12 protein-coding genes are annotated in these 12,918 nt (G+C 63.1%); 3 read left to right on the top strand and 9 right to left on the bottom strand.

The window, feature by feature from the left end:
• Positions 1-75: 75 nt before the first annotated feature.
• The 4 genes from ABEA18_RS14580 to ABEA18_RS14565 are packed head-to-tail and all read right to left on the bottom strand — an operon-like array spanning position 76 to position 4,272.
• The gene (locus ABEA18_RS14580) at positions 76-699 is read right to left on the bottom strand and encodes a rhomboid family intramembrane serine protease (RefSeq protein ID WP_345450154.1); all 624 of its coding nucleotides are present in this window, start codon (positions 697-699) and stop codon (positions 76-78) included.
• A gap of 13 nt (positions 700-712) precedes the next feature.
• Positions 713-1,951 (bottom strand): threonine ammonia-lyase, encoded by a 1,239-nt coding sequence (gene ilvA, locus ABEA18_RS14575; protein WP_345450152.1) that lies wholly within the window; start codon positions 1,949-1,951, stop codon positions 713-715.
• Between the two features lie 3 nt (positions 1,952-1,954).
• Positions 1,955-3,280 (bottom strand): AI-2E family transporter, encoded by a 1,326-nt coding sequence (locus ABEA18_RS14570; protein WP_345450150.1) that lies wholly within the window; start codon positions 3,278-3,280, stop codon positions 1,955-1,957.
• Positions 3,281-3,321: 41 nt separating this feature from the next.
• A complete protein-coding gene (locus ABEA18_RS14565) occupies positions 3,322-4,272 on the bottom strand; it encodes an aldose 1-epimerase family protein (protein WP_345450148.1) in 951 nt (316 codons plus the stop codon).
• A 102-nt stretch (positions 4,273-4,374) separates the two neighbouring features.
• Between ABEA18_RS14565 and galT the strand changes: the two genes are divergently transcribed.
• From galT to ABEA18_RS14550, 3 genes are read left to right on the top strand one after another with little or no spacing between them, the layout of a single operon-like run.
• A complete protein-coding gene (galT, locus tag ABEA18_RS14560) occupies positions 4,375-5,508 on the top strand; it encodes a galactose-1-phosphate uridylyltransferase (protein ID WP_345450146.1) in 1,134 nt (377 codons plus the stop codon).
• Positions 5,505-6,674, top strand: a complete 1,170-nt coding sequence (galK, locus tag ABEA18_RS14555; RefSeq protein ID WP_345450144.1) for a galactokinase — start codon at positions 5,505-5,507, stop codon at positions 6,672-6,674. The genes galT and galK overlap by 4 nt, the downstream gene beginning before the upstream one ends.
• 53 nt (positions 6,675-6,727) lie before the next feature.
• Positions 6,728-7,966, top strand: a complete 1,239-nt coding sequence (locus ABEA18_RS14550; RefSeq protein ID WP_345450142.1) for an acetyl-CoA C-acetyltransferase — start codon at positions 6,728-6,730, stop codon at positions 7,964-7,966.
• Between the two features lie 74 nt (positions 7,967-8,040).
• Here the strand turns inward: ABEA18_RS14550 and ABEA18_RS14545 are convergent, their stop codons facing one another.
• The 5 genes from ABEA18_RS14545 to ABEA18_RS14525 form a co-directional block, all read right to left on the bottom strand.
• Positions 8,041-8,943, bottom strand: a complete 903-nt coding sequence (locus ABEA18_RS14545; protein ID WP_345450140.1) for a Bax inhibitor-1/YccA family protein — start codon at positions 8,941-8,943, stop codon at positions 8,041-8,043.
• A gap of 132 nt (positions 8,944-9,075) precedes the next feature.
• Positions 9,076-9,789 carry an ABC transporter ATP-binding protein gene (locus tag ABEA18_RS14540; protein ID WP_345450138.1) on the bottom strand — a complete coding sequence of 238 codons (714 nt, stop codon included), beginning with the start codon at positions 9,787-9,789 and terminating at the stop codon, positions 9,076-9,078.
• Positions 9,776-10,663, bottom strand: coding sequence for an ABC transporter ATP-binding protein (locus ABEA18_RS14535; RefSeq protein WP_345450136.1), 888 nt, complete (start codon positions 10,661-10,663; stop codon positions 9,776-9,778). Before ABEA18_RS14535 ends, ABEA18_RS14540 begins: the two co-directional genes overlap by 14 nt.
• Positions 10,660-11,859: a branched-chain amino acid ABC transporter permease gene (locus ABEA18_RS14530; protein WP_345450134.1), complete on the bottom strand. Its 1,200-nt coding sequence runs from the start codon at positions 11,857-11,859 to the stop codon at positions 10,660-10,662. The genes ABEA18_RS14535 and ABEA18_RS14530 overlap by 4 nt, the downstream gene beginning before the upstream one ends.
• Positions 11,856-12,875 (bottom strand): branched-chain amino acid ABC transporter permease, encoded by a 1,020-nt coding sequence (locus ABEA18_RS14525; RefSeq protein ID WP_234751305.1) that lies wholly within the window; start codon positions 12,873-12,875, stop codon positions 11,856-11,858. The genes ABEA18_RS14530 and ABEA18_RS14525 overlap by 4 nt, the downstream gene beginning before the upstream one ends.
• Between the last annotated feature and the right edge of the window lie 43 nt (positions 12,876-12,918).

The following is a 12,918-nucleotide window of genomic DNA, read 5'->3' as shown; positions in this document are numbered from 1 at the left end:
ACTAACTCGCATTTGTTGTCGTTTTGAGGCCTCAGAACGACAACAACTGCGAGTCAGTTGGGCCGGGGCACGGCGTCAGTTGAGCTGGGCCACGGCGCGGGGACGCGGGCGCAGCAGTACTGCGGCCACCACTCCCCCGACGGCCCCGCCAAGATGCGCTTGCCAGGAAACGAAACCCATCACGGTGGGCAGCACGCCGAACAAGATGCTGCCATACGCCAGGAAAAGCACCACGGACAGCAGGATTTGCCACCAGCTGCGGTTGAAGAACCCGCGCACCAACAGGAAAGCAAACAGTCCGAAGACCAGGCCCGAAGCGCCCACTGTCACGCCTCCCCCGCCGATGAGCCATACCGCAAGGCCGGAGCCTAGCCAGCTAAACGCCAGAGCCGTCAGGAACACCCGGAGCCCGGACAGGAACACCAGGAATCCGAAGATGACCAACGGCAGCGCATTGGACAGAAGGTGGCCGAAATTGGCATGGAGCAAGGGGAACGTCAGGATGTCGAAAACCCCGTCCGAGCTCCGCGGCCGCAGCCCGAAGATGGCGTTGAGGCTGTGCGACATCAAGGTGTTGACCAGTTCGATCACGGCCAACAGCACAACGAAGCCACCCATGAACAGCAATCCGCCCCTGGCGCGGATGGCCAGTGAATCCTTGGCCGCTACCCGCCCGTCCCCGTTGTCGTAAAGCGCCATGGTCAGCAGCCCGTCAGTGCACCACGATCGGGTGGAAGCCCTCGGCGCGCAGGGCTGCCAGGACCTGCTCGCTGTGCTCGTGGCCCTTGGTTTCCAGGTTGACGGTGATGGAGACGTCGCCCATGCTGATCGCGCCGCCCACCCGAGTGTGGTCCAGACCGGTCACATTGGCATCGTTTTCGGCGATGATCCGAGCGATGGTGGCCAGGGAACCGGGCCGGTCATCCAGCATCATGCGCACGGTCATGTAGCGTCCGGCTGCTGAGAGGCCGCGCTGGATCACCTTGAGCATCAGCATGGGGTCGATGTTTCCGCCGGACAGGATGACGGCGGTGGTCCCCGGGTTTTCGATCTTGCCGTCCATGAGGGCGGCGACGCCGACGGCACCGGCCGGCTCGACCACCATCTTGGCTCGCTCGAGCAGGAAGATGAGCGCCCGGGCCAAGGAGTCTTCACTCACGGTCACGACGTCGTCCACGAGTTCGCGGATGATGCTGAACGGCAACTGGCCGGGGCGTCCGACGGCGATGCCGTCCGCCATGGTGGAAACCTTCTTGAGCGGCACCAAGGCATCAGCGGCGAGCGACGGCGGGTAGGCGGCCGCGTTCTCGGCCTGCACACCGATGATCCGGATCTCGCGTCCCAGCTCCCTGGCCCTTGCTTTGACGGCCACTGCGACGCCGGCGAGCAGGCCGCCGCCGCCAACTCCCATGAGGATGGTGTCCACATTAGGGACCTGATCCAGGATTTCAAGCCCTACGGTGCCCTGGCCCGCCACGACGTCGACGTTGTCGAAGGGGTGCACGAAGACCGCGCCAGTTTCGTTCGCGTAGCGTTGCGCCTCGGCCAGAGCCTCATCGACGTTGTGTCCGTGCAGGACGACTTCGGCTCCGTGGCTGCGGGTTGCGGCAAGCTTCGGAAGCGCCACACCGAGCGGCATGTAGATGCGTGCCTTGATTCCGAGGCTTTTCGCCGCCACCGCAACGCCTTGCGCGTGGTTGCCTGCCGAAGCCGCCACGACGCCGCGCTTCTTTTCCTCGGGAGACAGGCGTGCCATCCGCACGTAGGCACCGCGGACCTTGAAGGAACCTGCCCGCTGGAGGTTCTCGCATTTGAAGAAGACCTCTCCGCCTACCATCGCTCCCAGGGCCCGTGAGGACTCGATGGGGGTCTTGGTAATAATGCCCTCGAGCAGCTCCTGCGCCTTAAGGACATCGTCCAGGGTGACGGGCAGGGTATCGAGGGTATTCACGGGTTAATCTCCTTTGTTGGTGTGCTCTGCGGCATCCTTGGCGAATGTCCGTTCCGCAGCCGCGTGCTGACCTGCGGCGCCTTCGCCGCTATTGGACCGTGCGCCCGCGTTGGCGCCGGGACGGTGGATTTCCTTGATGGTGTGATCCTCATCGGAGTCCGGTGGTGCAATCCCTGCGCCGGCGTACGCCGTCATCAGTCCTTCATCATGTTCCCACGTCCGCGCTGCAATATAGCGAACCGCCGTATTTGCTACGGCGAGGAGCGGGACGGCAAAGAGCGCTCCCGGGATTCCGGCCAGGTAGGAACCGGCTGCCACGGACAGGATCACGACGACAGGGTGCAACGATACTGCCTTGCCCATGATGAGCGGCTGGAGGATATGGCTTTCGAGCTGTTGCACGAACAGCACGATGGCCAACATAACGAGCGCGTTGACGGGACCATTGGCCACCAAAGCCAGGAGCACGGCGATGGCTCCCGTCACCAGTGCACCGACCACCGGGATAAATGAACCGATGAACACCAGGACACCCAGCGGCAGCGCGAGCGGAACCTGGATAATCGCTGCGCCGACGCCGATCCCGACAGCGTCCACGAACGCCACAAACATCTGGATGCGCACGTAGCTGACCATGGACGACCAACCGCGCCGGCCGGCGCCGTCGGCCGCAGCGCGTGCAGTCCTGGGCAGGAGCCCGACGATGAACCGCCAGATCCTCGATCCCTCCAGAAGGAAGAAAATCAGGATGAAGAGGGCCAGGACCATGCCCGCCGCAAAATGCCCGGCCGTGCTGCCGAACGACAGGGCGCCGCTGAGGATGCTGCTGCTGTTGTTCTGGACGGCCGAGGTTGCGCCCTGGATGTAAGTGTCGATCTGATCCGCGGTCAGATGCAGCGGCCCGTCAGCGAGCCAGTCCTGGATTTGCCGGATTCCCGTGAGCGCTTCCTGCCACAGCTCGCCGAATCCGACAGCGAGCTGCCGGCCGACCAACGCCAGTGCTCCCGCAATGACCCCGAGGAACCCCACCACGGTGATGGCAACGGCAGCCCCGTGCGGCATCTTGGACTTGCCGAGCCACCGCGTGACCGGGTAGAGCAAGCCGGCAAGAAGGGAGGCGACCATGAGTGGGATCACCAGGAAGCTGACCTTCCCCAACAGCCAAATAAGGGCTCCAACTACCACCAAGATGAGGCCCACCCGCCAGGCCCAGGCGGCAGCGATCCGCACTCCGTACGGGATGTCCTGCGCAATGTGATGCTCTGACACCGGCCTGGGCACGGCCGAAACGGGGTCACTTGATGGCGTGGCGTCCTGTGCTGGCGTCATTCCCCCATAATTCCGCAGGGAGTGCCGGATGGGAAACCCATCTACAGCGTGCCCGCAATTCCCCACCTCATAGTGAAGGTCTCACCTGGTTCAAGCCACCGGAGCCCCTCCCCCGAGTTGAAGGCGTTTGCGGGGCCGGTCATGGGCTCGATCGCAACGGCTTTCGAGCGGCCAGGAAAGGTATCCGTGACGAAGACATGGACGTAGGCGCAGTTTTCGTCCTGCTCCAAGGAGACGCTCCGGCCATCCGGCGCCGACAACGTTTGGCGGGCGATGCCGCCGTCGAACTCCAGATCCGTGAATGCCACATCGACATCCAGGCTGCCCACGCTCCGGCCGCCGCCAAAATCAAAATCGCCCTCGACAGGCACCGAACTCCGCGGGATCAGCCGCTCGTCGGCCACGAGCCGTGTGCCGGCGTGGACAGTCAGGACCATCTCTTCCGGCGGGACGTCCCCCACGCGCAAGTACGGGTGTGCCCCGAGTACGAAGGGCGCGGGTGCCGCCGAATCATTGATGAAACTCTGGGAGACCCGCAGTGCGAGCCCGGCGTCGATCTCGTAGCGGACCTGGTGCCGGGCAAGGAAGGGGTAGCCATGCTGCGGGAAGATCACGGCTTCGAGGGTCACGGAGAATTCGTCTTCCGCCACGAGGGCGTAGGAGGAGTTGCGCAGGAGCCCGTGGCTCGCGTTGTTGCGGGACACCTCCGTGATGTCCAGTTGCTGCTTCTTTCCGTCGAGGTACCAGATCCCGTCTTCGATCCGGTTGGCCCACGGAGCCAGGGTAATTCCGGTAGCGCCGGGCGGTAGTTGCCCGTCCCCGTAGCTCTCGGTGAGCTGGACGCCGTCGCGGCTGAACAACCGCAAGCCCGCGGCGAGCTCAGTCACGACGGCGAGCGCGTCACCGCGGCGGATCTCGAATTGGCGTCCGCTGGCAAAGCGGCGGGATACGGTCTCTTCGCCCGGCGCGGAAATCGGTGTGGTGGGAGGCATGGCACCACCGTACTGCATGCCGCGCCTTGCTTGGCCCCACTCTTAATGTTCTTTTTTGTTAGATATTTTGCCTTTTTGAGCACTCTGTGGCACCATGAATCCATGACTCGCCTTACCAGCACACGCCTCGCCGACGGCCGGGAGCTGATCTATTTCGACGACGCCGGGTCGCCGGAGCGCGATCCCGGCTCGCTGACGGATCACCGTAAGCTGCCGCGGCGCGCCGATCCGGGCGAGTTGCGCTACGACGCGTTGAGCGGCGAATGGGTCGCCGTGGCGGCACACCGCCAAAGCCGCACCCATCTGCCACCCGCGGACCAATGTCCGATTTGCCCCACCACGTCCGCGAACCCTTCCGAAATCCCGGCGCCGGACTACGACGTCGTGGTTTTCGAGAACCGCTTCCCCTCACTCGGCCCTGCGGTCGGCACGATTCCAGGCACCCCTGCCTGGGGAACTTCCGGCCCTGCATACGGCCGCTGCGAAGTGGTCTCGTTCACCCCGAGCCACACCGGATCCTTTGCCGAGCTTGGCGAAACCAGGGCGCGCACTGTCATTGAGGCCTGGGCGCACAGGACCGAGGCGCTCAGCGCGCTCCCCGGAATCCAGCAAGTGTTTCCGTTCGAAAACCGGGGCGCTGACATCGGGGTAACGCTCCACCACCCGCACGGACAGATCTATGCCTACCCCTACGTCACGCCGCGGGCGGCCAGCCTTGGCGCCGCTGCCGGCCGGCACTTCGACAACTCCAAGGGCCGGGAATCGCTGACGTCCTCGATCCTCAACGCCGAACGGCAGGACGGGAGCCGCATGGTGCTCGAAGGCGAGCACTTCAGCGCCTACGTGCCGTTCGCCGCCCGCTGGCCGCTCGAGGTGCACCTCGTCCCCCATCGGCAAGTTCCCGACCTCGCCGCTTTGAGCGGCGAAGAACGCGACGAACTAGCCCACGTCTACCTTGAGTTGCTCAAGCGTATGGATGCCCTGTATCCAACGCCCACGCCGTACATTTCCGCGTGGCACCAGGCACCCCTGGATCCGGTCTTCAGACCGTCCGGCCACCTGCACCTGCAACTCACCTCCCCACGCCGTGCCGCCGACAAGCTCAAGTACCTTGCCGGTTCCGAGGCCGCCATGGGAGCCTTCATCAACGACACCACGCCCGAATCCGTGGCAGAACGGCTGCGCGCCGTCGCCAGCGATTCGCAGCACGCTATTCCGGAAGGGGCCCCAGCATGACCTCCACTCCCGACGCCCCGGCCGTGAGTGCCCTGTCCGGGCTTTTCGAGTCGACTTTCGGTTCAGCGCCCGACGGCGTGTGGCAGGCACCGGGACGCGTGAACCTGATCGGCGAACACACCGATTACAACGAGGGCTTCGTGTTGCCTTTCGCCATCGACAAGACCGCGAAGGTTGCAGTCCGGATCCGCCATGATTCACGAGTCCGGCTGCTGTCCACTTTCGGCGGGCAGGGCCTGGTCGAAGCCGACGTCGACATGTTGGTCCCGGAAGCAGCCAAGGGCTGGACGAAGTATCCGCTCGGCGTAGCCTGGGCCTTGCAACAGCGCGGCATCCTTGTCCCGGGTTTCGACCTCCTCATGGATTCGGATGTCCCCCTTGGCGCGGGACTGTCCTCGTCGCACGCCATCGAATGCGCCGTCATCTCGGCCCTCAACGAGCTGAGCGGTGCGGGACTGGGCGCCGAAGACATGGTCCTCGCAACTCAGAGGGCCGAAAACGACTTCGTGGGCGCCCCCACCGGAATCATGGATCAGTCGGCATCGCTTCGCGGGTCAAAGGGCCATGCGGTCTTCCTTGACTGCCGCGACCAGAGCGTCCAACTGGTTCCCTTCGACGCGGAGGAAGCCGGGCTCGTGCTGCTGGTCATCGACACCAAGGTCTCCCATTCGCATGCCGACGGCGGCTATGCCTCCCGGCGGGCTTCCTGCGAGCTCGGGGCCCAAGTCCTGGGGGTCCCGGCGCTCCGCGACGTCGGCATCGGCGATCTGGAGGAAGCCAGCGGCCTCCTGGACAGCACCACTTTCCGGCGGGTGCGGCACATCGTCACGGAGAACGACCGCGTGCTGCAGACCGTGGAACGCCTCACCACGGACGGACCCGCCCACATCGGCAGGCTCCTGGATGCGAGCCATGCGTCCATGCGCGATGACTTCGAGATCTCGTGCCCGGAACTGGATCTGGCGGTGGAAACCTCCCGCGCCCACGGCGCCATAGGCGCTCGGATGACGGGCGGCGGCTTCGGCGGCTCTGCCATCGCCCTCACCCCGGTGGGCCACGAGCAGGAGGTGCGCGACGCCGTCGTACGCGCCTTCGAGGCTGCCGGTTTCACGACGCCGGACATCTTCACCGTGACTCCGGCCGCCGGGGCCACACGCCTCGCCTGACGTCGGCGCATCCGTCTCCTTTCGGCGAGCTGCCCCCGGCGTAAGCTGGGGGCATGACTGAGGCCGTCATCGTTTCCACCGCCAGAAGCCCGATTGGACGGGCCTTCAAAGGGTCCCTCAAGGACGAACGTCCTGACGACCTCGCGGCGGCGATGGTGACTGCGGCGCTGGCGAAGATTCCGGCTTTCGATCCCGGAGCACTGGACGGCCGCGGCCTCGATGACCTCTACCTTGGCTGCGCCGAGCCCAGCGGCGAAGCGGGTTCAAACATGGCCAGAGTGGTGACCGTCCTGGCCGGCCTGGACACCGTCCCGGCGGCCACGATCAACCGCTTCTGCGCCTCGAGCCTGCAGACCCTGCGGATGGCCTTCCACGCGATCAGCTCCGGGGAAGGTCACGCCTTCGTCTCTGCGGGCGTCGAGTCGGTGTCCCGCTACCAGAACTGGGTCGGGGCAGGAGAAACGGACACGAGCCTGCACAACCCCCTGTTTGAAGCCGCGCGCGCCCGCACGGCCGCCCGGGCTGCGTCCAACACCCCGTGGACGGATCCCCGCATGGGTGGACGGATGCCGGACGTCTACATTGCGATGGGACAGACCGCGGAAAACGTCGCCACGAGCCACGGAATCAGCCGGGCGGAACAGGATCTGTGGGCGGTCCAGAGCCAGAACCGCGCTGAAGCGGCCATTGCCTCCGGTTTCTACGCCCGCGAGATCACGCCGTACACCCGCAAGGACGGCACCGTCGTCGAGCGCGATGATTCACCCCGCGCCGGTGTCACCCTTGAAGCGGTCAGCGCCTTGGAGCCGGTCTTCCGCAAAGAAGGGACCGTGACCGCCGGGAATGCATGCCCGCTCAACGATGGTGCCGCCGCCGTGGTGGTCATGAGCGATTTCCGGGCCCGGGAGCTTGGCCTGGAACCGCTGGCACGTATCGTCTCCACAGGCGTCAGCGCCCTTTCACCGGAACTCATGGGCATGGGGCCCGTGGAATCATCGCGCCGGGCCCTTGCCCTGGCGGGGCTGAGCATGGCGGACATTGACCTCGTGGAACTCAACGAAGCCTTCGCCGTCCAGGTGGTAGCGAGCGCCCGCGAACTCGGCATCGACCCGGAGAAGCTCAACGTTCATGGAGGCGCCATCGCCCTCGGCCACCCCTTTGGCATGACAGGCGCCCGCATGACCACTACCTTGCTCAATGGCCTCCGCGAACGGGATGGCACCTTGGGACTGGCGACGCTGTGCGTCGGTGGCGGGCAAGGCATGGCTGTGGTCTTCGAGCGGCTGTCATAAGCCGCTTCGGAAAGACACGTAGTGCCCCTGAAGATGGATCTTCAGGGGCACTCCGCTCAACAAGTCCTGGGAGCTTAGTCGTCGCCGCGCAGGATCGCCAGCAGGCGGATGATCTCCACGTAGAGCCACACGAGCGTGACGGTCAGGCCGAAAGCGGCGGTCCAGGAGTATTTCTCCGGAGCGCCCTGCCGGACACCCTGTTCGATGCTCGTGAAGTCCATGACCAGGGAGAACGCGGCCAGGCCGATCGCCAGGATGCCGATGAAAACGCCCAGCGGGATGCCGAAGATGTGCACGCTGCTGCTCAGGCCGAACGGCGACTGGACCGCGCCGGTCCACACCAGGACCATGTTGATGACTGCGAAGACGAGGTAGCCGAGCGTCGCGATCATGAAGAAGCGAATTGCCTTGGGGGTGGCACGCACCTTGCCGCTCTTGAAGAGAGCCAACGTGACGCCGAACACCGCGAGGGTACCAATGACTGCCTGCAGGCCGACTCCCGGGAACATGCCATCCAGGAGGCGGGTCAGGCCACCGAGGAACAAGCCCTCAAGTCCGGCGTAGCTCAGGATCAGCGCCGGGGACGGCTGCTTCTTGAAGGAGTTGACCATGCCCAGGGCGAAGCCGCCCAGCGCTCCGACAATCATGAGGAGACTTGCCGTGCCGGGAGCCACGAACAATGTGACGGCTGCGCCAAGCAACAGCACCGCAAGGCAGGCCGCAGTCTTGACGATGACGTCGTCGAAAGTCATACGGCCGGTCTCGGCCGGACCGGCTGCGGGCTGGTTGTACATCTGCTGCAGCTGATCGCTCGTCATGGGCGGCTGTGCCGCCCAGGCAGGCTGGCCATACTGAGGCTGGCCGTACTGAGGCTGGCCGTACTGGTTCTGGCCGTGGGAATAGCTGGGAACAGGCGGAGCCTGTGTGGCTCCACGGAAATTCTTTCCGTTGAAGATCGGGTTGCCGCCGAGTGCCATGGTGGGTGTCCTTCTTGCCGTGGGTGCGAAGTGATAGTTCACGCTACCAATTCCCACGCTTGGTCCGCACCGAAAGTTCCACCACCGCTGATGCCGGCACCCTCCTTGTTGTGAGGGTGCCGGCACATGCGGTTATCCGACGCCGAGGTACGCTTCCTTGACCGCCGGGTTGGCGAGCAGTTCCTTGCCGGTTCCCCTGTGCGTAATTGACCCGGTTTCCAGGACAAAAGCACGGTGTGCGCGGGCGAGGGCCTGGTTGGCGTTTTGCTCCACCAGAAGCACCGTGGTGCCTTGCTTGTTGATCTCGGTGACAATCTTGAAGATCTGGCGGATGAACTGCGGAGCAAGCCCCATGGAAGGTTCATCCAGCAGCAAGAGCTTCGGGTTGGACATCAGCGCCCGGCCAATCGCGAGCATCTGTTGTTCGCCACCGCTCATGGTGCCGCCAAACTGCTTGATACGCTCCTTCAACCGGGGAAACAGGTCGAAGACGCGCTCCAAATCGTCTGACACCTTGGTCCGGTCCTTGCGGCCGTAGGAGCCCATGTCAAGGTTCTCCTCCACCGTCATGCCAGGGAAGATTCCGCGTCCCTCAGGCGCCTGCGAAATACCTTGGACGACCCGGACGTGCGCTTTCATCCTGGTGATGTCCTGGCCCTCGAAGGTGATGGAGCCGGCCGAGGGAGTCAGCAATCCGGAGATGGTCCTCATGGTGGTGGTTTTGCCGGCACCGTTGGCGCCGATGAGCGAGACGATTTCGCCTTCCTCCACGCTGAACGACATGTCCGAAATGGCTTGGATCCGGCCGTAATGGACGGATACGTTCTTCAGCTCAAGCAAGGTCATCTTCAGGCTCCCCGAGATAGGCGGAAATAACTTTCGGGTCATCGCGGATAATCTTGGGCAACGCATCCGCGATCTTTTTCCCGAACTCCAGGACCACGATCCGGTCGGTCACGCCCATGACCAACTTCATGTCGTGCTCAATGAGCAGGACCGTGTAGCCGTCGTCACGGATGGTCCGGATCAGGGCCATGAGTTCTTCTTTTTCCGCGGGATTGAACCCGGCCGCAGGCTCATCCAGGCACAAGACCTTAGGGTCGGTGGCCAGCGCCCGCGCGATTTCCAGGCGGCGCTGGTAACCGTAAGGAAGGTGCCGCGACAAGAAGTGGGCATGATCGGCGATCCCAACGAACTCAAGCAATGCCATGCCGCGTTCAATGGCGGTTTTCTCTTCCCGGACGTGGGTCGGCAGACGCAGGAGTGCCCCGCCGACGCTCGTGCGGTGGCGTGCATCGAGACCGACAACCACGTTTTCCAAAGCTGTCATCTCACCAAAAAGGCGGATGTTTTGGAAGGTCCTGGCCAAGCCCCTCCTGGTGATTCTGTGCTGCGGCAAGCCGTTGAGCAATTGGCCTTCGAGCAAGACCTTGCCGGACGTCGGCTTGTACACACCTGTCATGGCATTGAAACACGTGGTTTTGCCGGCGCCGTTGGGGCCGATCAAACCCAGGATTTCGCCTCTGTTGATATCAAACGTGACATTGTCCAGAGCCGTCAGGCCGCCGAATTTGATCGTGAGGTCCTGGACCTGCACCAAGGCCTCACCCACTTTGGTGACGATGTCCCTCTCAGGGGCCACCTTCCCGGCGACCTCAAGGTCCACACCTTGTTCCTTGAGTGCCTCTACATCAATATCCGGTTCGATTGCTTCACTCATTTGTCAGCCCCCTTTCCCGGTTCCAAAACGACTTTGCCCGAAGGAGGGATGTCGCCGACGGCGCCCTTGAGCTTGTTGTAAGCCAAGCGTCCGTAGGCGAGGAGGCTCTGGCGTGCCGGCAGGAGACCGCCGGGCCGGAAAATCATGATGACCACCAGCGCCGCACCAAAGATCAGGTACTTGAACTCGGCAATCGCGGTAAAGCGGAGCGGAATATATGCCACCAACGCACCACCAAGAATCGCACCAACCTTGTTTCCCGTGCCGCCCATGACAACAGCAGCGACGAACAGGATTGAGGTGGCGATGTCGAATTTCTGGTTGTTCACAAAACCCACTTGGCCCGCGAACAAAGCACCCGAGAGTCCGCCCACGGAAGCACCAATCGCGAAGGCCCATACCTTGTACTTGAACGTGGGGACGCCCATGATTTCCGCGGCGTCTTCATCTTCACGGATGGCAATCCACGCGCGTCCCACGCGGCTGCGCTCCAGGTTTCCGGCCGCCAAGAGCACCAAAATGATAATGGTCAGCGTCAACCAGTACCACGGAGTTCCGCTCGAGTTCAGGAAGATTGGTTGGCCGCTTGAATCGGTTCCCGGAGGGTGTCCGACATTTTGGAAACCAACCTGGCCTTTCATCGCCGGAATGATGGTGGCCAAAATGCGAACGATCTCGCCGAAGCCGAGCGTGACGATAGCCAGGTAGTCGCCGCGGAGGCGAAGAGTAGGCACACCCAGGACCACGCCAAAGAACATGGCGACAGCCATCGCCAGGGGCAGCGTCCACAAGTAGGGAATGTGCACATACGGCGAGTCCGGGCTGGTAAACATTGCTGCCGTGTAGGAACCCAGGGCAAAGAATGCCACGTAGCCCAAGTCAAGGAGGCCCGCATAGCCGACCACTACGTTCAAGCCCACAGCCACCAAGGCATAGACGGACATTTGGGCGAGCGCGATTTGCCAATTGTTACCCGGCTCCGTCGTGATCAGCGGCGGATTGAGGATGGGAAGCAAATACGCAATGACAACGACGACGATCAGGATCAGCCATTGGGTTTGGCGCGGGAGAGCGTTCCATTTGTCGCTCAGTCCCGGGAACCAGCCTTTGCGCTGCCGCATCCTGGCTTCGCGATCGGCGATCTCCTGTGCTGAAGCATCATCGGGAATAAGCGTGGGGCCGTCTGTTGTGCTCATGCCTTACTCTTTCCAAGCGAGCTACCCAAGACACCTTCGGGTCGCACAATCAATACCAACACCAGGACCACGAACGCGACAACGTCCGTCCATTGGGAACTACCCAGGAGCACCTGGCCGTAGTTGCCAATCAAACCGATCAGCAGGCCGCCCAGCAAAGCACCGCGCACATTGCCGATGCCTCCGAGGACAGCGGCCGCGAAGGCTTTGACGCCGAGGATGAATCCGCCGTTGTATTGCACGCCGGACGGGATTTTCATGACGTAGAACAAGGCAGCTGCTCCGGCCAGGATCCCGCCGATGATAAACGTGGTCACAATGATCTTTTCCTTGTTGACACCCATCAAGGTTGCGGTGTCCGGGTCCTGCGCCACGGCACGGATGCCTCGGCCGGTCCGGGACCGCCTAATGAACTGATCAGTGGCGATCATGAGGATAATCGCGGCGACGACAATAACCACTTGCTGCGAGTCGACGATAGTCCCGAAGACGTCGAAAATTGCAAGCGGCCGGAACATCGTCAGCGCAGCCTCCGGGCTCGGTCCGCGCCACCAGTAGATCGTGTACTGAATGGCGAAGGAAACACCGATGGCGGTAATCAAGAATGCCAGGCGGGGCGCCTTGCGCTGCCGCAAGGGTTTATAAGCCACCCGTTCAACGATCACCGCCATCAAGGCTGAGGCGATAATGGCGACGACGAGGGCGAGGACAAGGTTTCCCACGATGGCCCAAAAACCCAGCCTCGGAGCAGAGGGTCCGAAATTCAGGGCGCTGAGGGTAAAGAACACTCCGTAACACCCCGTGATGAACACTTCGGAGTGGGCAAAGTTGATGAGGTTGAGAACGCCGTAGACGAGGGTGTAACCGAGGGCAACCAATGCGTAAATTGCCCCGAAGGTCAACCCGTCAAAGGTTGAACTCCAGAAGTTTTGGGTGAACGAGTTTACGTCGAACGTGATCCACGTGTCGTCCACGGGAACCGAGTGGAGCAGGTTGGGAATTACTTCACTGATCATGGCACTTCCTGATGTAATCAAAAGAAATGCTGGGGGTCGGCAT

The organism is Arthrobacter gyeryongensis (assembly GCF_039543785.1).
GTDB classification, from domain to species: domain Bacteria; phylum Actinomycetota; class Actinomycetes; order Actinomycetales; family Micrococcaceae; genus Arthrobacter; species Arthrobacter gyeryongensis.
The sequence above is the reverse complement of the archived record's forward strand: the minus strand, read 5'-3'. Positions and strand labels throughout refer to the sequence as shown.